Source organism: Microbacterium sp. Root1433D1, from assembly GCF_001426835.1.
Classification (GTDB): Bacteria; Actinomycetota; Actinomycetes; order Actinomycetales; family Microbacteriaceae; genus Microbacterium; species Microbacterium maritypicum.
In genome coordinates this window covers 428394-446539 of sequence record NZ_LMFN01000003.1, presented here as the reverse complement: position 1 = coordinate 446539, position 18146 = coordinate 428394, and the positions used below count along the sequence as shown (strand labels likewise).

The following is an 18146-nucleotide window of genomic DNA, read 5'->3' as shown; positions in this document are numbered from 1 at the left end:
CGGGACTCGGCCCGTCCATTCTCGCAGGGTGTTCGCTTCCGAGATGACGCGATGACGGATGCCCGGCGTCGGCTCAGAACAGAGAAGTCGGCAGAGCCCCTTCATGCTCGAGCAGCCAGCGCTTGGTCTCGAGTCCCCGCCCCTCGTCACCACCGGAGTATCCGCCGAGTCCGTCGCCCGCGACGACCCGATGGCAGGGCACGATCAGCGGAACGGGATTCGCGCCCATGATCGATCCGATGCCCCTGGCCGGCACCTCCGTGCCGCTGCGCGCCGCGAGTCCGCCGTAGGTGATCGTCTCCCCCTGCCCGACCGTCTCGTGGAGGGCCGTGAGCACCGCCCTCGTCGCCGCGGTCTGCTCGCCGAGGTCGATGGGAACGTCGAAGCGTCGCAGTGTGCCGTCGAAGTAGGCGGCGAGCTGAGCCAGCGCTTCGACGAGCAGGGGATCGGCGGCAGGGTCCGGCGGGACGACTACGCCCTCGGGCGGACTCGACCGCCACATGACGCGGGTGATCGCCGCACCGTCGCTGACCACGCCGATGACACCGACGGGAGTCGAGAGCGTTCCGAAGGCCGACATGCGTCGAGGCTACCTCCGACTCCCGACTCCCGACCCCCGGCCAGCTGTGTCACCCTCGAGCGACCTGATGCCAGAGCGCTGCCCAGTCCTGCGGACGCAGATCGCGAGGAAGGCGACGCTCCCCCGCGCCGGAGGCCGCCACCGCACGTCGCGCCCGCGGCATCGAGATGCGAGCGGCTGTCGCCACGATCGCGGGGAGACCGCCTCCGCGCCCTGTGAACATGGCCCGGACGAACGCGTCGTACGCCCGTCGGTCGACGTCCGGCACGAGGGGTGAACCACGACGGGTGATCGCGAGCAGACCGCCGTCCACGCTCGGCTGCGGCGAGAACCCCCACGCCGGCACCCGGCCCTCGAGGGAGAACTCGAACCACGGCGCCGATTGCGCGGTCATCATCGTGCCTCCGCCGACGCCTGCCCGCTTGCGCGCCACCTCCCATTGCGTCAGGAGTACCGCGTCATTCCAACGCCCGCTCGACAGCAGCCGCCGGAGGATCGGCGTCGTCAGGTGGAAGGGGATGTTGCCGACGACGACCTCGGCATCGAACGGGTGCCACGTGGCATCGGCGACCTCGACGCGCACTCCGGGCAGCGCCCTGCGCAGTCGGTGCACGCGGTGCTCGTCGATGTCGATCGCGGTGAGCGGCCTGCCCAGTTGCGCGAGTGCGCGGGTCAGCGCGCCGTCACCGCAGCCCAGTTCCAGGATCGAGCCGGAGGTGCAACCGACGAGGGTGGAGAGGTGGGCGAGGGTCGGACGGTGGGTGAGGAAGTTCTGGCCGAGTTCGTGACGGCCGCCATGGATTGAACGAGGCATGAGTGCGCTCCAGAAGAAGAATCGGAGCACCCCGAAGGAGGGAGGACGCGGAGAGCGTCAGTGAGGACTGCCCGTCCCGAGGTGCGATGACATCTCGGTGGACGGCGCGCAGATGCGTGCGAAGAGCGAGCGCGCCGTCAGGCGCGGCGGTCGCGTACGACGAAGGTGCGCCCCATCATGGGCGCAGCGCATATTGTTCCCATGTCCGTCAGCCTATCGGCAGTCAGATCCAGCCGCGTTCCTCGGCGATGAGCACGGCCTGCTGACGTGTGCCGACCGAGAGCTTCCCGAGGATGACGGAGATGTGGTTGCGCACGGTCCCGGGAGCGAGCGAGAGTGCCCGCGCGATCTGCCCGGTCGTCTCTCCACGACGGCCCGCCCGCAGCACGTCGAGCTCGCGATCCGTCAGCGGCGAGCGCTCATCGCTCAGAGCGTCCGCAGCGATCTCCGGATCGACGTAGCGGGCTCCGGCCGCGACGCGGCGGATGACCGCTGCGACCTCGTCCGCTCCGCGAGACTTCGGCAGGAAGCCTGCCACCCCGGAAGCCAGGGCACGGCGCAGCACCCCCGGACGCGCATGACGGGTGACGACCACGCAACGCGTCGCGATCGCCCTGTTCACCTTCTCGGCCACCTGCACGCCGTCGAGGCCCGGCATCTCCAGGTCGAGCAGACACACGTCGGGCCGTAGCCGCAGCGCCTCGGCGACCGCCTGCTCGCCGTCGGCGCACTCTGCGACGACGTCGATGTCGGGCTCCAGCCGCAGCAGGGCCGCGAGGGCCGAGCGGATCATCCCTTCGTCATCGGCGAGCAGCACCCGGATCATCGCGCCTCCTCCGAGGTCGAGGGCACGGTCACGGCCACGACGAACTCATCGGCATCGCGCCGCACGTCGAGGGAGCCGTGCGCCTCCTCGATCCGCCGCCGTACGCCCTCGAGACCCGAGCCGTCATGTTCGATCTCGGCACCGACCGCCACATCGTTCGCGATCTCGTAGCGCCATACATCGGCGGTCCGGGTCAGCACGAGGCGCGCATGCACCCCGCCGCCGTGCCGCAGGACGTTCGTGGTCGTCTCCCGGATGACGGGTCCGAGAGCCGACGCCGGCGCCGCATCGGCATCCGCATCGATCGCGGCATCCACCTGCAGTCCGGCCGCGGTCAGCAGATCACGGGCGTTGGCCAGTTCGTCTCCGAGCGGGACAGAGCGGAACCGCATCGCGAGGTCTCTGGTGCCCTGGCGCGCCTCGTCGACGCTGATCCGCGCCGCGTGCAGCTGCTGCATCCCCGCCTCCGGGTCGTCCGGCAGCAGACGCTCGGCGAGTTCCAGCTGCAACGCGACGACCTGGAGATGGTGCCCTTGCAGGTCGTGCACATCGGTCGCCACGCGCAGGCGCTCCTGGGTCGCGGCGAGCCGGGCCTCAGAGGCCCTGGCGCGGTCGAGGGTCACCAGCACATCCCACCACCACAGCGAGCTCACGCTCATTCCGGGCAGCATCGCCCCGTAGATGACCGGCATCCACCAGGGAAGCCCGACTCCCACACCGCTCGTCGCCGAATCGACCAGGGCGAGCGCGATCAGGACGAGGGTCGCCGCGGCGACGACCCGCACCCGCACGCCGCGAGGCCAGCTCAGCAAGACGAAGAACTGCACCACCGGCATGGCGGCGAGTTGCCAGCTGCCGACGAGGAGACCAGCCGTCACTCCGTAGCCCACCGCGACGACGAACGGCACGGCCAGCCGCCCCCAGGCGACGCCGGGTTCCGCATCGAGGCGGTGGCGATAGTCCAGGAGCAGCATCAGCGTCGACGCGCACCAGAGCAGACCACCGAGACCGATGAACAGCAGGATGCCTCCGCTCAGATCGACCGCGGCGGCGATGCCCGTCCAGGCTCCGACGAGCATCAGCTCGATGAACAGCACGGCCGTCACCGTGTACCACCAGGTCGCGGTGATGCCTCGCGCGAGCTGACGGGAGCCTGGCGCCGGTGCAGCGGCGAGGGCGGAGGGAACGCGGGTCACGCTCCCACGATAGAGCCGTGACAGTTGTCACGGTCTCGTCGTGCGATCCGCCCGGGAAGCGGTGACGGGTCGACACTGCCGCGGAAGGGCGTGCTCGGCTGGACTGGAGTCATCGCGGCGGAGACTCCGTTCGCACCGACGACCGGGAGCATCCCATGAACCTCATCGAGAACTTCCAGAACCTGGTGGCCCAGGTCCCCGACCTCGTGCAGCCGCTCATCGTCGCCCTCGCCGGCGCGGTCCCCTTCATCGAGGGCGAGGGCGCGGTGAGCATCGGCATCCTCGGCGGCATCTCCCCGGTGATCGCCGCGATCGCCGCGATCGTGGGCAACTTCCTCTGCGTCCTGGTGGTGGTGCTGGTGAGCTCGGGAGCGCGCCAGGCCGTCGTGAACCGTTCGCGCGCCAAGACCGCAGCGCTCGCGGGTGCCGGCGGGGGCACGGTCGAGGAGCCGGTCGCGGAGGTCTCGGACACGGGCCGCGGAAGCGCCCGACGTGAGAAGTTCCAGCGGGCGTTCGAACGCTACGGCGTGCCGGGGGTCAGCCTGCTCGGACCGCTCCTGCTGCCGACGCAGTTCACCGCGACGATGCTCGCCGCGTCCGGCATCGGCAGGGCGCGCATCCTGTTCTGGCAGGCGGTGGCGATCATCGGATGGACCACCGTCGTCGCCGTCATCGTCGGAAGCGCAGTGTACGCCATCCGCTGATCCGTCACGGAAGAGCTGAATTCAAGACTTCTTGAATTCAGCCTTTTCTGTACAATGGCGTGCGTGACCACCGCTCTCGCCTCGCTCACCCACACGGCCGCCGTCGCCCGACTCGGGCACGCGCTCTCGGATCCCACCCGCGCCGGAGTTCTGCTCGCACTGCGCGAAGCGCCCCGCTATCCCGCCGACCTCGCCGACGCCCTCGGCGTCTCACGCCAGGCGATGTCGAACCACCTCGCGTGCCTGCGCGGATGCGGACTCGTCGAGAGCGTCCCCGACGGTCGACGCAGCAGCTATCGGCTCGCGGACCGCCACCTCGCACCGGCCCTCGACATGCTCATGCGCGTCATGCTCATCGTCGAGCCGGACTGCTGCGCGGGCGACGGCTGCACCTGCTGATGACCACGTCCACCGCATCGCGACGCGACGTCCTGCACCGCCGCATCCGTCTGATCGTCGGCGTCACCATCGGCTACAACCTGATCGAGGCGGTCATCGCGATCGGTGCGGGATCCGTCGCGTCATCGGCAGCCCTCATCGGCTTCGGCCTCGACTCGACGATCGAGGTCCTCTCCGCGGCCGCCGTCGCCTGGCAGTTCACCCGCCGCGACCCCGAGCGCTGGGAGAAGCCGACGCTGCGTGTGATCGCCGTGGCATTCTTCGCCCTCGCGATCTACGTCACGACGACGTCCGTGACGGCTCTCGTCACCGCCGAACGCCCGGAGCACAGCACGATCGGCATCCTCCTGACTGCCGTCAGCGTCGTCGTCATGCCCTTCCTGTCGTTCGCCGAGCGCCGCGCGGGTCGCGAGCTCGGCTCGGCCACGGCGGTCGCCGACTCGAAGCAGACACTCCTCTGCGCGTATCTCTCCGCCGCGGCGCTGGTCGGCCTGGTCGCCAACTCCCTGCTCGGATGGTGGTGGGCCGATGCGGTCGCCGGGCTCGTGATCGCCGCGTTCGCGGTGCGCGAGGGCATCGAGGCGTGGAAGGGTGACGCCTGCGCGACCTCGGTCGGCATGCTCCTCGAAGACGACGACCAGCACGAGAGCGACCGCTGAGTCTGGGCAGCACAACCTGCGCCTAGGTTGGGGAGATGGATGCCACTCCCCCACCACCCGGAGATCTGCTCGGACGTACGGTGCTGGTCACCGGCGCGAACGCGGGCATCGGCTACTGGTGCGCGGAGCAGCTCGCCACCCGAGGGGCGCGCGTGCTGCTGGGGTGCCGCTCCCCCGAGCGCGCCCGGACCGCGGTCACCGCGATCCGGGGTCAGGTGCCCGGCGCCGACGTGCGCGTGCTGTCGCTCGACCTCGGCTCCCTCGACAGCGTGGCCAGGGCGGCCGCAGAGGTGGACGAGAAGCTCGACGCGGTCATCGGCAACGCCGGGGTGAAGGCTGCCGATCGGTCGGCGCGCACGAGCGACGGATTCGACCTCATGGTGGGCACCAACTTCCTCGGCCACTTCGCCCTCGTCGCACAGCTCGAGCCGCTCCTCTCACCGGATGCGCGTGTGGTCGCCGTCGGCTCGATCGCCCATCGCTTCGCGCACCTCGATCCCGACACCATCGACGACCCGTGGAGCGGCTCCTCACTCCGCCAGTACGGACGATCGAAGGCGTCCTTGATGGCCTTCGCGTTCGAGCTGGCGCGACGCTGGTCCGGTTCCTCGCGCTCGGCGGTGTGCGCGCACCCCGGCTACGCGGTCGATCCGCTCACCCCGCCGCGTGCGGGTCTCGCCCCGGTGTCCGGCTTCATCCGCGCCCTGGCCGCACCGACGCGCGTGCTCGTGCAGGGCAAGGACGGCGGCGCACTGCCGATCGTGCATGCAGCCACGGCGGCCGATGTGGCCGGCGGGGACTACTGGGGTCCTGGCGGACTGCTCGAGTTCCGCGGGGCGCCGGCACGGGTGGCAGCCTCCGACGAGGTGCGCTCCGCGGAAATCGGGTCGGCTCTGTGGTCGGCGGCGGAGAGCATCACCGGGGTGCGCTTCCCGGCCTGATCCCGGTCGGGACCGAGAGCGTCACCGCCGCCGACTTTCGAGCTCATGCCTCTAGTTCGACGACCGGTTCGGTCACGACTCGCACCCGGGCGATGCGTCGTCGATCGAGCTCCGCGACCTGGATCGTGGCGCCCGGCACCTCCACGACGTCGCCGACGACGGCGAGACGCCCCAGCTGCTCCGTCACGAATCCGGCGATCGTGTCGGACGAACCGCGCGGCATCGCCAACCCGGTGAGCTCCTCGAAGTCCTGCAGGTTGAGTCGTCCGTCGATACCGTCGTCAGCCGAGATGAACACCTCGGCGTCGTACTCGTCGAAGATCTCGCCGACGACCTCCTCCACGAGGTCTTCCAGAGTGACCAGGCCGTCAGTCCCGCCGTACTCGTCGACGACCACCGCGATGTGGTGCCCCTCTGCGCGCATGCGGGTCAGAGTCGGCAGCACACGTGCGGTCGAGGGGATGTAGGGGATGTCGCGCATGAGCGCGCTCAGCGGACGCGTCGGATCGTCGGACGCGGCCTCGAAGAGATCGCGCACGTGCACGAACCCGGTGATGTCGTCGATCGAGGTCTCCGAGACGGGGTAGCGCGAGAACGGAAGGTCGCGCACCTGCGCCATCACCTCGCCGACGCTCGCGGCCTCGTCGAGGGCGACGACCTCGGGCCGCGGTCGCATGACCTCGCTGACCTGGCGACCGCGGAGGGACAGCACGTCGTCGAGGATGCGCCGTTCGTCATCGGGCAGCCCCTGATGGCTGGCCACGATGTCGCGCACCTCCTCATCCGTCATCTCGTCGCTGGTCTTGTGCGGATCGCCGCCGAGCAGCCGGACGAGGGCGTTCGTGGACACCGACAGCAACCAGATCACCGGGCGCATGACCGTCGCGAACCCGTTGAGTGCGGGAGCGACCGCGTAGGCGAACTGCGCATTGCGCTGGATCGCGAGGCGCTTGGGCACGAGCTCGCCGAGCACCAGCGACAGATAGGCGATCACGAGGGTGAGCACGAGCGTGGCGACCGTGAGCGCGAGAGCAGGGGCGAGGCCCCAAGACTCCAGCACCGGTGCCAGCGACGGCGCGATCGATGTCGCACCGTACGCCGCCGAGGCGAACCCGGCGACGGTCACACCGATCTGCACCGCCGACAGGAAGGTGTTGGGATTGCGGGCGAGGGCGGCGACCTTCGCCCCGCGGCGCCCGCGCTGACCGATGGCGTTGATCTGACTCTCGCGCAGCGTGACCAGCGCCATCTCCGTCGCAGCGAAGACACCGCCGATCAGCACGAACGCGAAGACGAGGGCGATGTTCCAGAGCAGGTCGCCCATCAACGGGCCGCCTCGTCTGTGGTGGGGTGAGCGCCCGGGATGAACCGGGCGCTCGTACTGTCAGAGTCCGAAGAGTCAGAACAGCGCTGCGCGCTCAAGAGTGCTCCTTGTCGTTGCGGGTGGTGGTGTCGGCGCCGGCCGGAACGGAATCCGGTGCCCGACGCGTCTTGAGAAGGCTGGCCACGGTCGCGACCGTGATGGTGGCGGCGATGAACAGCAGCGAGAACCAGATCGGGATCTCGGGAGCCCACAGCATCGGCTCGCCGCCGTTGATGAACGGAAGCTCGTTGACGTGCATCGCGTGCAGCACGAGCTTGACGCCGATGAAGGCGAGGATGACAGCGAGCCCCTGAGCCAGGTAGACGAGGCGCTCGAGCAGTCCGCCGATGAGGAAGTACAGCTGGCGCAGACCCATCAGCGCGAAGGCGTTCGCCGTGAAGACGATGTAGGCCTGGTCGGTGAGACCGTAGATCGCAGGGATCGAGTCGACGGCGAACACCAGGTCGATGAACCCGATCGCGATGATCGTGAGGAGCATCGGCGTGACGAAGCGCTTGCCGTTCTTCACCACGGTGAGGCGGTCGCCGTTGTACTCGTCGCTGACGGGGAGGTGACGACGCACGAACGTCATGAATCGTCCGTTGGCCGGGTTGCTCTCGTGGTTGCTGAATGCCTGACGGTAGGCGAGCACGAGCAGGAGTGCACCGAACAGGTAGAAGATCCACGAGAAGTTCTCGATGAGCGTCGCGCCGACGGCGATGAAGATTCCGCGGAGGATCAGCGCGATGACGATGCCGATCATCAGCACCTTCTGCTGGTACTTCTTCGGCACGGCGAAGCCGGTCATGACGATGAGGAACACGAAGAGGTTGTCGATCGACAGCGCCTTCTCGGTCAGATACCCGGCGAAGTACTCCCCACCGAACGTCCATCCGGAGAAGACGCCGATGCCGACGCCGAACAACAGCGCGAGGCTGATGTAGAAGATCGACCAGCGCGCCGACTCCGCGATCGTCGGCTCATGCGGGGTGCGCACGTGGGCGAAGAACTCGTAGACGAAGAAGGCGATCGTGATCGCGATCGTGATGACCCAGATCAGCGGCGTGATATCCAAATGAGGACTCCAGACTCGGGGTACGACAGTACCGCCAAAGTCTTCTCCATTCCATGAGACATGGAACCGGTGGCCCGGGATGCGACATGCATCCGTAATGACGACCCCACCGTGTCGGAGTACTCCCCTTGGGATCTCTCAGATTAGAAGAAGTCCCTCTGCGATTCCTGTGGATCTGCCGAAAGCGCCATGAAGGCGGTCTGCTACTCCGGGGCGCCGGAGGGGGTGAGGTCCTGCTCCTCGGCGCGATCGATGATGGCGGGGAGCGCGTCGTCGAAGAAGGCGACCAGGACGGCACGGGTCTTGCTCGCATCGCGCTCGAGGATCGCCTCGCGGAGCGAGGCGACGAAGTCGCCGACGACATCCCAGTCGAACGCATCCTTCGCATGCTGGCTGAACCGACGGATCTGCGGCCCGAGGCGGTCGATGACGACGGCCCGCGAAGCGTTGCCCTCGATGCGCGCGAAACCCGTCGCGGTCGCACGAAGCGCGACCCCGAAACAGACGACGTCACGGTCCTTCACCGCTGTCGACATCTCCTCGGCGAGCTCGGCGAGGTAGGCGGTGTCGTCGTCCTGGATCCGAGGCATCACATGACGCACCGCGCCGATCCAGATGTCGCCGAAGAGGGCGACGGCATTGCGGACCTGATCCAGATCGATCGGCGCGACCCGGGTGTAGCGGTTGCGCTGCATCTCGACGAGGCCGTGGTCGGCCAGGCGGTCGAGGGCATGGCGGATCGGGGTCTTCGAGGTGCCGAGGCGTTCCGCGAGCTCGTAGTCGCGCAGCCGCTCTCCCGGACGCAGCTCGCCGCTGATGATCGCTTCCTGCAACCGGTTGTACGCTTCATCGCTCATCGACCTGCGTTCGAGGGGTCCACCTGAGAGTGCCACCGCTTAGTCCTCCACTCGAGCACGTCGACGCAGTAAAGCCTGAAATCTTACCTGCACTGCAATGTATCGCATCCGGCATGACGCGCGAGGGGTGCGGACTTCGTGAGCGAACGGGGCGGAGGCGCATGCGTTCCGTCAGGCTCCTTCATCGGCACGATCGCGGAAGCGTAGGACGGAGACATGACCCTCACCGAGATCCTTCCCACGCTGCGACGGAGCATCCCCACTCCCCTCGACCGCTGGAGGTGGCCGACCCATTCGGAGCCCACGACCACCGATGTCGTGGTGGGCGGCATCTCGCTGATGCGTCTGTTCGAGATCAGCGGCTCACCCGCCGTGCTCACCGGAGACCTGCCGATACCCGGCACGGGCACCGACGTGACCGTGCTGCTGTTCCGTATCACCCTGCGTGTCGACACCCAGGAGGACAAGCGCATCGCCCTGACGGACTGCTCCTTCGACGGCGTCGATGCGGCGTGGGAGGAATGCCGCCTCATCGGCAGGGCTTCTTCGGCGAAGACGACAAGTATCGAGCTGATCCCCGGAGAGGAGGGCGGCGTGGCATGGCCGCACCCGGTCGCCGTCCTTCCGTCCGACCTTCGAGAGGGCGATCTCTTGGTCGTCCCCTGCATCGGTGCCGTCACGCTGCGAAACGTGCGGCCGCGCGCTGTGGGCGCGGCGGCGCTCCGGGTGGAGGCGTCGCGATGACCGTGCTGCACACCGTCCTGCATTCGACGGCCTTCGTGTGGAACGACCCGCGACGCGACGTGCGGAAGCTGTGGCCGACCGATACGGAAGTCCGTGCACACGACATCGTGGTCGCCGGACGTTCACTGACCGATCTCGCACGAGAGCGGCGCACCCCCTGCGTGCTGATCGCACCGACGGGCCCGTCCGCCGTTCACCCCGAGGCCGATGCGCACGTGACGCTGGTGGTGGCACGGATCATCGCTCGCGAAGAGCCCCACGGCTGGCACCGCGAGGTCGTGGTGACGGTCGACTGCGCCCTGCATGCGCTCGCGCCTCTGGTCACCCACATCGACCTTCTGCACTCCCCACGTGCCCGAGATCTCGCGCCGACGACTCTGCAGACGGCGAGTGACGGCACCCGGCTGAAGGCACGACTTCCGCAGGCCTGTGCGCGCGGCGACCTCGTCGTCTTCACCTGCACGGGAACTCTCTCGCTCAGCCAGGTCGTCCCCCGCGAGAACCCTGGCGCAGAGAGAGACGACGCCGAGGAGACCGAGGCGACGGGCAGGGCGTGTCGCAAGTATCAGAGCGACGCAGGCGTCGACTGATCGGCCGCCGGCGGGCTCGTCCTCTGCCCGGTGAGCGTCACCGCGCGGAGGTGGCGGCGATGGCCGCGGCCTGCGCATATGCCGCCGCCCAGATGCGGTCGAAGCGGTCGCGGTCGATCACGCCCTGGCGGCACGCGAGTGCGGCATCGCCCAGCGCCTCGGCAAGGCTGTCCAGGCGAAGCTGCTGGGCGCGCTCTCCCTCGGTGTCTTCGCCGAGGCCCGCCCTGCACGCAGAGACGGTGACCGTGCGGAGGCGGATGTCGCGCGACCGCCGGGAGAGCACGATGCCGATCGGAAGCAGCGCGGCCAGCAGGAGCGCGGCCGCGAACAACGGAGAGATCCCCACCGCGCACAGCACCACCCACGCCACGACCCCGCCGCCGAGCGACAACGGCGTGTACCAGCGGTGGGCCTCCGCGAGGCGGAGTTCTTCGTCTGTGGAATCCGGCGGATAGACCGCGAGCACGCACGCGACGGTGCCGTAATGGCTCACAGACCTCGACAGGTATCCCCACCGCGGAGGGCGCGCTGCCCTCGACGCCGTTGAGTCTGAGGGGACGGGAGGACGGGAGATGACGGACATGCCTCCCACGTTGCTCCGGCCGCGCGCGCGAAGCACCCGTGCAGACGGAACCCATACGGCCGCGGCCGGCATCCATGCGGGATGACGACGGATGCCGGACGATGCCGGTCGGCATACCGGATCGACGCAGCCTGCGTGACGGGACGTGTGCTCGGGTAGTGGTGGGCCACTACCCGAGCACACGACTCACGCCTGGGTGGTTGTCTCCGCGTACTCACGTCGCCGACGGGCGACGAGCCAGAGGCCGAGGGTGAGCAGCACAGCGGCTCCGACGGTACCACCGACCCAAAGGGCGCCGCCGGTGATGGCGAGGGGCGGCACTACAGTGGTGAGCGTCTGACAGGCGGGGTCTTCCGACGCCGTCGGGCAGTTCGCACCGGAACCATCCGGGGTGACCACGACGTTCCGGATCTGTCCGACCTCCCGCACGGTGACCGAATACGTCACCGTGACGCTCGCGCCGACATCCACCGCTCCCTGCCAAGAGAGGACGGGAGCGTCATAGACCGCCCCGCTGCTCGCATCACCGTTGTAGGTGGCGATGCGCAAAGCCGACGTGAGGTCGTCGGTGAAGGACGCGGGCGCATCTTCGGTGTACGGCACCTGGCCCGTGTTCGTCACGGTGATCGTGTAGGTCAGTCGATCGCCGACCGTCGCGGTGGAGCTCGAGACGGTCTTCGCAACCTTGTACGTCGCGACCGGTGTCACCGTTTCGCAGCCGTTCTCGGTCTCACAACCGCCGCCGGGTCCGTCTGCGACGACCGCGTTGCGCAGCAACTTGTCACCGGTTGCCGGCTGGTTCACGGTCACGGAGTATGTGACTGTCGATGTGGCGCCGATCTCGAGAGGGCCCGCCCACGTCAACTCGGTTCCGGAGAGCGTCGCGCCCGCCGTCGCATCGTCGTTGTAAGTGGCGTCGTCGAGTACGCCGGACATGTCGTCCGCGAAGGTCGCGGGGAGCGCGTCGGTGTATGCGACGTTGCCCACGTTCGTGACGGTCACCGAGTACGTGACGACCCCACCGAGGACAATGCTCTCGGCATCGGAGGTCTTCCGGACCGTGTACCCAGCCACCGGGGTGACCGTGACGCACCCGTCTTCGACGCATTCCCCGCCGGGAGAGGTCGGGGTGACGACGTTCCGAAGCGAGAAGTCGCCCGTCACAGGGTCATCGACGGTGACCGAGTAGGTGACCTCCACGACCTCGCCGACCGCCAGCGAACCCGACCATGTCAGAGTCGTCCCCGCGACAGCACCGCCAGGAGACACGTCATCGTTGTACGACGAGTCGTCGAGCACGCGCGACAGGTCATCCGAGAACGAAGCAGGCTCGTCATCGGTGAACGCGATCTGCCCCGTGTTGGTCACCGTCACCGTGTAGGTGACGACATCACCCGGAAGCGCCGTTGCCGGGCTCACCGACTTCTCGATGCTGAAGGTCCCCGCAGGAACGTTCTCGACGCAGGCCGGGTCCGTGGACCCGGGTGCGCAGTTGCCGCCCGTGCCAGGTGGGGTGACGACGGCGTTGTCGAGCTGCCTGTCTCCCGTGGCGGGGTCGTTCACCGTCACCGAGTAGGTGACCGTGACCGTCTCACCGACGCCCAGTGCACCCGACCAAGCGAGGGTCGGGGCCGTGTACGTGACACCGCTTCCCGTGCTGCTCGCACCGTCCCCGTTGTATGTCGCGTCGTCGAGCACGGCCGAAAGGTCGTCCGTGAAGGAAGCCGGCGACACGTCGGTGTACGCGACCTGCCCTGTGTTGGTCACCGTGATCGAGTATTCGATCACGTCACCGGGGACGACGTCGGTCGTATCCGTCGACTTCACGACCCGGAACGACCCGATCGGCGTCTCCACCACGCAGGCCTCGATGCAGGTCCCGCCCGGGCCTGTCGGGGTGACGGCGTTCCGGAGAACGAAGTCTCCAGTCACGGGGTCATCCACGGTGACGGAGTAAGTGACCTCGATGCTCTGCCCTGCCGTGAGGGCTCCGGACCAGGTCAAGACGTTGCCCGTGACCGTTGCCCCGGACGAGGCGTCGTCGTTGTAGACGGCGTCATCGAGCACCCCCGCCAGGTTGTCCGTGAACGTTGCCGGTGCGGTGGCGGTGTAATCCACGTCGCTGTTGTTCGTGACCGTCACCGTGTAGGTGACGACGCCGCCGGGCAGTGCCGTCGCCTGGTCGGAGGTCTTGTTCACCGTGTACGACGCCACCGGGGTCGTCGTGGTGCATTCCTCGTCGGGGTCGCACTCGCCACCAGGAGCGGTGGGCGTGACCACGTTCAGGAGGCTCCGATCACCGGTGATCGGATCGTTGACCGTCACCGAGTACGTCACCTCGACGCTGGCACCCGCTGCAAGTGCGCCAGTCCAGGTCAGAGTGGAGCCGGTGATCGCACCGCCGGCGGAGACGTCGCCGTTGTAGGTGGCGTCATCCAACACCCCCGACAGGTCGTCCGAGAACGATGCCGGCGTGGCGTCCGTGTAATCGACTTCGCCGGTGTTCGTGACGGTGACGGTGTAGGAGACGACATCTCCAGGGATCGCCGTCGCGACGTCCGCGGTCTTGGAGACCGTGAACGACGAGATCGGCGTCTCTGTGACGCAGGCGCCCTCGGGGTCGCAGTCCCCGCCGGGAGCGGTGGGCACGACGGCGTTCGTCATCGTGCCGTCACCGGTTCGCGGATCATTCACAGTGACCGAGTACGTCACGGTCACCGTCGCCCCTACCGCGAGCGGACCAGCCCAGGAGAGATCGGATCCTGCGACGGTCCCGCCAGGAGACACATCGCCGTTGTAGGTGGCGTCATCGAGGACTTCGGAGAGGTCATCCGTGAACGTCGCCGGAGATCCGTCGGTGAACGCCACGGCACCTGTGTTCACCAGCGTGACAGTGTAGGTCACGACACCGCCGGGAGCGGCGGAGGTGACGTCGGACGTCTTGGTGACCGTGTAGCCCTGGATCGGCGTGCTGGTGCACTGCTCGGTCGCGGGGTCGCAGGCCTCCGGCGGAGTGGTCCCCGGGGGAACGAGGAAGTTGTTCGCCAGGCTGTTGCCTCGAGCATCCGACGCATTGACCGTCACCGTATAGGTCACGACAGCCGTGGCACCGGCCGCAAGAGTCCCCCGCAGCTCCAGCACGTCACCGATCGGACCCGCAACCGTCACCGACCCGGTGTCCGATTCCGGGGCGCCGGTGAGCGTGGCGTCGTCGAGAACGTCGCTGAGGTTGTCGTCACGGAGAATATCGACCGAAGTCGCACCGGTGTTCGTGATCGTGACGGAGTAGGTGAGCTCGGTGCCCTCACGAACCGGGGTCTCCGAGGTCACGACGGACTTCGCGTACGTGATGCCGGTGATCGGCGTCGACGTGCAGTCGGGGGCGTTCGGATCGGTCGGAACACATTCCCCATCCGTCGGCGGAGTGTCGCCCGGAGCGAGGAGGAAGTTGGTGGCGACGCTGTCCCCGCGCTCGTCGTCAGGAAGGACGGTCACCGTGTAGGTCACTGTGTACACCTGGCCGACGGGCACCGAACCGGTGATCGAGATCTGCGCACCGTTGCGTGCGACGGTGAGGCCGTTCGCAGAGGTCGGCTCGGTCGTCACCGTGGCGTCGTCGAGCACGAAGGTCAGGTCGTCGACGGCGTCGACCGTCGCAGCGGTCTGTCCGTCGTTGTCGAAGTACAGCGTGTAGGTGATCGTCGATCCGGCGACGACCGGGTTAGACGACGGCGTCGCGGCCTTCCACTGCTGCAGCGCAGCACCGGGAATGGTGACCGAATCGCACGCGAGAGCCCCGGGAGCAACCTGGCCCGAGGGGACGCAGGCGTTGTTCGTGAGTCGGTTGTCGCCCCCACCCGTGTAGGTGACTGTGTAGGTGATGGTCGCCGTCTGCCCCGCGGCCAGCGCGCCAGACCACGACAGCGTGTTCCCGTTGCGGGTCGCCGTTCCCACGTCGGCGCTCAGCGACGCGTCATCGAAGGTCGCCGCATCCAGAACCCCGGAGAGGTCATCGGTGGCGGTTGCAGGAGCTGCGGCAGTGTAGTCGCCGGGACCGGGGTTGGTCACGGTGACCGTGTAGGTCACGTCCCCTCCGACAGCAGGGAGATCCGTCTGATCCGCAGACTTGGAGATCGTCAGACGCGGAAGCTCATACTCGACCACTGCGCACGGCTCACCCGTCACTGGATCCTGCCCGTTCACAGGAGGATCGCATGCGGGCGTCACGGGGTTGCCCGGGTCATTCGGCTGCCACGCGACGTTGCGCACGACTCCGTTACCGGAGTTGTTCAGTGTCACCGTGTAGGTGATCTCGACCGTTGCTCCCACGGCGAGGGGGCCGGTCCAACTCAGCAACGGCGAGGAGTAGGAGGGGACGGACCCGAGAGAGGATGCGGCGTCGTCGTTGTAGGTGGCGTCGTCGAGGATGCCGGACAGGTCGTCGAACACGACGGCAGGGAGTTCGTTCGTGTAGTCGCTCTGGCCCGTGTTGGTCGCCGACACCGTGTAGGTGACCGTGTCTCCCGCACGCGTATCCGCAGTCGCGTCCGAGCTCTTCGTCACTTCCAGCGCTGGCGGTGCTGCCTCGTTGCTGAATGTGCACAGGACATCGGATCCCGCGAACCCGTTGTCCGGCATCGTGAACGATCCCGACGACGTCGTCCCAGACGCCAGGGTGGTCTGGCTCACGGAATCGAAACATGTCCAGACGGTGTCATAGGTGCTCAGCACCGTTCCGTTCGCCCCGACCTCGGAGATGTTGTAGGTCACGCCCGCCGTTCCGATGACCGGACCGGCGATCTCTGCAGGAGTGTCTTGCAGGCCGACGTCGGTCCCCGCCGTCGTGCCCACGTTTCCCTGAGAGATCTCGCCTCCGGTCACCGACACGGTGAACTGGTCTCCCGGCTGAACCCGCCCTGAAGGAAGGTCCTTGATCACGCGGATCACGTTCGGGGAGGCGCACGAAGCGAAGTCACCGACAGTGTTCGTGGTCGGTGTCATGGTGACGGTCGAGACCACCTGGCCCGATGACGGGTTCACCGCGTAGCGAACCCGTTCGGTGCCGCCGGCGGGGACCCCTGCCAGGTAGAGCAGGCCGTCGCTGCCGAAGGCCACTGAACCGAGCGATCCGCCGGGAGGACTTGCGATCGACGTCGTGGGGAGAAGCGGACCCGTCGCCGTCCCGGTAGTGGGAATCGGAGTGTCCACCGACAGCAGAAGACCGGCGCTCACGATGTAGAGGCGCCCGCTGGTGTCGAAGGCGAAGTCGCCGTTGTTACCTGCGCCGAGCGAGACTCGCGCGATGATCCCCGGGATCGCCGCGTTGGTGATGGTGTTCCACCCGTAGATGTAGAGCACGGACGACGAGACGACGCCGTAGTAGTAGATGTCTGCGGTGGGGCTGTAGGCACCCATCACGATGCCGCCGTTGGTTGCGGGAAGCCCGGTCAGAGTGAAGACGGAAGATGTGGTCGTCGCTCCCGTGCTCGCGTTCACCCGAGTGATCGAGGTCGTCGTCTGGTTGGTGGCCTGCTGGGCCATCCAGAAGAACCCCTTCTCCCCGTCGGCAGCCAAAGCGTTGAGGAGATTCGTGGTCGTGACCACGTTGTTCACCGTCAGGGCACCGCTGGCCGTGTTCAGCGAGTAGATGTTGTGCTGGTTGGCACCAGCACCGGCGGGACTCTGATCGAGCCCGTACACCGCTCCACAGGTAAGCGGGTCGAGCAGTGCGGCCTGGGCCGGCGCCGGATTGAGGGCTCCCGCACCGATAGAGAGCACCCCTCCGACCAGAGCAGCAGTGAGAGCCACCGCGATCGGTCGCGCCGGCGCGAGCAGGCGCCGCTCCTGGCGCGCGTCAGCATCGCGTGTTCGTCGATCCCGACGCTTCGAAATCCCTCGAAACAACCCTGCACCAAACATCGGTGATCCCTCTCCCCTTGTTTCCCACGCACTCCCCGTGGTCGACCCAGTAAAGACTGCGTCTCAACGCATAGTGTCGTGAAACCTGGGAAATCTCAATGAACTGTTTCGTCACGACGCTGGATCGTGACCTGACGGGGACAAGCCCGGTGCTCTCCCTCAGACTGGCTCTTGCCGAGGACATCAAGCGCTGCGCCGCCCAGGTGGAGCAAGAACCTCTTGGTTCAGATCTGATGACTAAAATGCGCGGATGACCCGCACACATGGCTCAGATGACGCCGATCCGACGGTCATCGACAACGCCCGCGATGCCGCCGTTGCACCGTCGGATCCCAGGGCATCAGCCCGTGCCCTTCTGATCGTGGCAGTCAGCGGGGGGCTATACGGGTGGTCTCTGGGATGGGATTATGGTGCGTTCGGTATCGAGATCGGCTACCGCCGCATGTTCGAGGTCGTCGTGATCTCCCTCATCGTCCTCGTGCTCTCGCTGACGCATCGGCGTGTCCTCCGCGCGCGTATCGGCACTCGGGTGCTGTTGCTTCTTCCGGTTCTCTATGTGGGAACGGCTCTGCTCCTCTCGGACACGAGTATCGCCGGGGAGATCGCGGTCTTGGCATCTTCTCTGCTGCTCTTGGTTTCGCTCCCGTTCATCCTGATCGTTCTCGCAAGAATGCTCGATCTCGATTTCTTTCGACTGTCCAAGCGTGACCAATGGCTCGCGGGTGCTCTCATCGTCGTCGTCACAGTTCTCGGTGCGGTCGCCGGAACGCACCACAACAGGCTCGTCACGTGCGATGAATTCGAGAGGGCCGGGGACTATGTCCCTCCGGGATGCCTTCAGATAGCCATAGAACAGCCCGTAGACCTATCAGTGAGCCTGATCGCTGAGTAGCGAA

The 18146-nt window shown here is 67.5% G+C and carries 17 protein-coding genes; 8 read left to right on the top strand and 9 right to left on the bottom strand.

The window, feature by feature from the left end; translation table 11 throughout:
* Positions 1-73 precede the first annotated feature (73 nt).
* The 4 genes from ASD13_RS13095 to ASD13_RS13080 form a co-directional block, all read right to left on the bottom strand.
* The gene (locus ASD13_RS13095) at positions 74-580 is read right to left on the bottom strand and encodes a methylated-DNA--[protein]-cysteine S-methyltransferase (protein ID WP_055869927.1); all 507 of its coding nucleotides are present in this window, start codon (positions 578-580) and stop codon (positions 74-76) included.
* 49 nt (positions 581-629) lie between these two features.
* Positions 630-1394, bottom strand: coding sequence for a ribosomal RNA small subunit methyltransferase A (locus tag ASD13_RS13090; protein ID WP_055869925.1), 765 nt, complete (start codon positions 1392-1394; stop codon positions 630-632).
* A gap of 223 nt (positions 1395-1617) precedes the next feature.
* Positions 1618-2220, bottom strand: coding sequence for a response regulator transcription factor (locus tag ASD13_RS13085; RefSeq protein ID WP_017828078.1), 603 nt, complete (start codon positions 2218-2220; stop codon positions 1618-1620).
* Complete coding sequence (locus ASD13_RS13080) at positions 2217-3416, bottom strand: sensor histidine kinase (RefSeq protein WP_055869922.1); 1200 nt, start codon at positions 3414-3416, stop codon at positions 2217-2219. The genes ASD13_RS13085 and ASD13_RS13080 overlap by 4 nt, the downstream gene beginning before the upstream one ends.
* 155 nt (positions 3417-3571) lie before the next feature.
* Here ASD13_RS13080 and ASD13_RS13075 point away from each other — a divergent pair, with 155 nt between their 5' ends.
* The 4 genes from ASD13_RS13075 to ASD13_RS13060 all read left to right on the top strand — a co-directional run bounded on the left by ASD13_RS13075 (position 3572) and on the right by ASD13_RS13060 (position 6119).
* Positions 3572-4120 carry a hypothetical protein gene (locus ASD13_RS13075; protein WP_055869919.1) on the top strand — a complete coding sequence of 183 codons (549 nt, stop codon included), beginning with the start codon at positions 3572-3574 and terminating at the stop codon, positions 4118-4120.
* Between the two features lie 63 nt (positions 4121-4183).
* Positions 4184-4519 (top strand): ArsR/SmtB family transcription factor, encoded by a 336-nt coding sequence (locus ASD13_RS13070; RefSeq protein WP_017828075.1) that lies wholly within the window; start codon positions 4184-4186, stop codon positions 4517-4519.
* Positions 4519-5178: a cation diffusion facilitator family transporter gene (locus tag ASD13_RS13065; RefSeq protein ID WP_055869913.1), complete on the top strand. Its 660-nt coding sequence runs from the start codon at positions 4519-4521 to the stop codon at positions 5176-5178. The genes ASD13_RS13070 and ASD13_RS13065 overlap by 1 nt, the downstream gene beginning before the upstream one ends.
* Before the next feature lie 35 nt (positions 5179-5213).
* A complete protein-coding gene (locus ASD13_RS13060; protein WP_055869909.1) occupies positions 5214-6119 on the top strand; it encodes an SDR family NAD(P)-dependent oxidoreductase in 906 nt (301 codons plus the stop codon).
* A gap of 43 nt (positions 6120-6162) precedes the next feature.
* Here ASD13_RS13060 and ASD13_RS13055 read toward each other — a convergent pair whose 3' ends face one another.
* From ASD13_RS13055 to ASD13_RS13045, 3 genes are all read right to left on the bottom strand, one after another.
* The gene (locus tag ASD13_RS13055; protein ID WP_055869906.1) at positions 6163-7443 is read right to left on the bottom strand and encodes a hemolysin family protein; all 1281 of its coding nucleotides are present in this window, start codon (positions 7441-7443) and stop codon (positions 6163-6165) included.
* Between the two features lie 94 nt (positions 7444-7537).
* Complete coding sequence (locus tag ASD13_RS13050; RefSeq protein WP_055869903.1) at positions 7538-8557, bottom strand: TerC family protein; 1020 nt, start codon at positions 8555-8557, stop codon at positions 7538-7540.
* 203 nt (positions 8558-8760) lie between these two features.
* Positions 8761-9414, bottom strand: a complete 654-nt coding sequence (locus ASD13_RS13045; protein ID WP_055869898.1) for a GntR family transcriptional regulator — start codon at positions 9412-9414, stop codon at positions 8761-8763.
* 216 nt (positions 9415-9630) lie between these two features.
* On the opposite strand from ASD13_RS13045, the gene ASD13_RS13040 reads away from it, so the two are divergent.
* Together ASD13_RS13040 and ASD13_RS13035 are read left to right on the top strand one after the other, a co-directional pair.
* Positions 9631-10158: a hypothetical protein gene (locus ASD13_RS13040; protein ID WP_055869895.1), complete on the top strand. Its 528-nt coding sequence runs from the start codon at positions 9631-9633 to the stop codon at positions 10156-10158.
* Positions 10155-10748, top strand: a complete 594-nt coding sequence (locus ASD13_RS13035) for a hypothetical protein (protein WP_055869892.1) — start codon at positions 10155-10157, stop codon at positions 10746-10748. The genes ASD13_RS13040 and ASD13_RS13035 overlap by 4 nt, the downstream gene beginning before the upstream one ends.
* A gap of 37 nt (positions 10749-10785) precedes the next feature.
* On the opposite strand, the gene ASD13_RS13030 is transcribed toward ASD13_RS13035, so the two are convergent.
* Together ASD13_RS13030 and ASD13_RS13025 are read right to left on the bottom strand one after the other, a co-directional pair.
* Positions 10786-11331, bottom strand: a complete 546-nt coding sequence (locus ASD13_RS13030) for a DUF6611 family protein (protein ID WP_327039545.1) — start codon at positions 11329-11331, stop codon at positions 10786-10788.
* A 186-nt stretch (positions 11332-11517) separates the two neighbouring features.
* The gene (locus ASD13_RS13025; protein ID WP_162246298.1) at positions 11518-17139 is read right to left on the bottom strand and encodes a DUF7927 domain-containing protein; all 5622 of its coding nucleotides are present in this window, start codon (positions 17137-17139) and stop codon (positions 11518-11520) included.
* Between the two features lie 209 nt (positions 17140-17348).
* Here ASD13_RS13025 and ASD13_RS17415 point away from each other — a divergent pair, with 209 nt between their 5' ends.
* Positions 17349-17504 carry a hypothetical protein gene (locus tag ASD13_RS17415; protein ID WP_157535640.1) on the top strand — a complete coding sequence of 52 codons (156 nt, stop codon included), beginning with the start codon at positions 17349-17351 and terminating at the stop codon, positions 17502-17504.
* Positions 17501-18142, top strand: coding sequence for a hypothetical protein (locus ASD13_RS13020; RefSeq protein ID WP_157535639.1), 642 nt, complete (start codon positions 17501-17503; stop codon positions 18140-18142). The genes ASD13_RS17415 and ASD13_RS13020 overlap by 4 nt, the downstream gene beginning before the upstream one ends.
* Positions 18143-18146: the final 4 nt, after the last annotated feature.

Bases quoted from the DNA above. Each gene is read 5' to 3' on its own strand.
- ASD13_RS13060 (WP_055869909.1), top strand. From the start codon at position 5,214: ATGGATGCCACTCCCCCACCACCCGGAGATCTGCTCGGACGTACGGTG.
- ASD13_RS13045 (WP_055869898.1), bottom strand. From the start codon at position 9,414: ATGAGCGATGAAGCGTACAACCGGTTGCAGGAAGCGATCATCAGCGGC.
- ASD13_RS13040 (WP_055869895.1), top strand. From the start codon at position 9,631: ATGACCCTCACCGAGATCCTTCCCACGCTGCGACGGAGCATCCCCACT.
- ASD13_RS13055 (WP_055869906.1), bottom strand. From the start codon at position 7,443: ATGGGCGACCTGCTCTGGAACATCGCCCTCGTCTTCGCGTTCGTGCTG.
- ASD13_RS17415 (WP_157535640.1), top strand. From the start codon at position 17,349: ATGAACTGTTTCGTCACGACGCTGGATCGTGACCTGACGGGGACAAGC.
- ASD13_RS13085 (WP_017828078.1), bottom strand. From the start codon at position 2,220: ATGATCCGGGTGCTGCTCGCCGATGACGAAGGGATGATCCGCTCGGCC.
- ASD13_RS13095 (WP_055869927.1), bottom strand. From the start codon at position 580: ATGTCGGCCTTCGGAACGCTCTCGACTCCCGTCGGTGTCATCGGCGTG.
- ASD13_RS13020 (WP_157535639.1), top strand. From the start codon at position 17,501: ATGACCCGCACACATGGCTCAGATGACGCCGATCCGACGGTCATCGAC.
- ASD13_RS13090 (WP_055869925.1), bottom strand. From the start codon at position 1,394: ATGCCTCGTTCAATCCATGGCGGCCGTCACGAACTCGGCCAGAACTTC.
- ASD13_RS13065 (WP_055869913.1), top strand. From the start codon at position 4,519: ATGACCACGTCCACCGCATCGCGACGCGACGTCCTGCACCGCCGCATC.
- ASD13_RS13035 (WP_055869892.1), top strand. From the start codon at position 10,155: ATGACCGTGCTGCACACCGTCCTGCATTCGACGGCCTTCGTGTGGAAC.
- ASD13_RS13030 (WP_327039545.1), bottom strand. From the start codon at position 11,331: ATGTCCGTCATCTCCCGTCCTCCCGTCCCCTCAGACTCAACGGCGTCG.
- ASD13_RS13075 (WP_055869919.1), top strand. From the start codon at position 3,572: ATGAACCTCATCGAGAACTTCCAGAACCTGGTGGCCCAGGTCCCCGAC.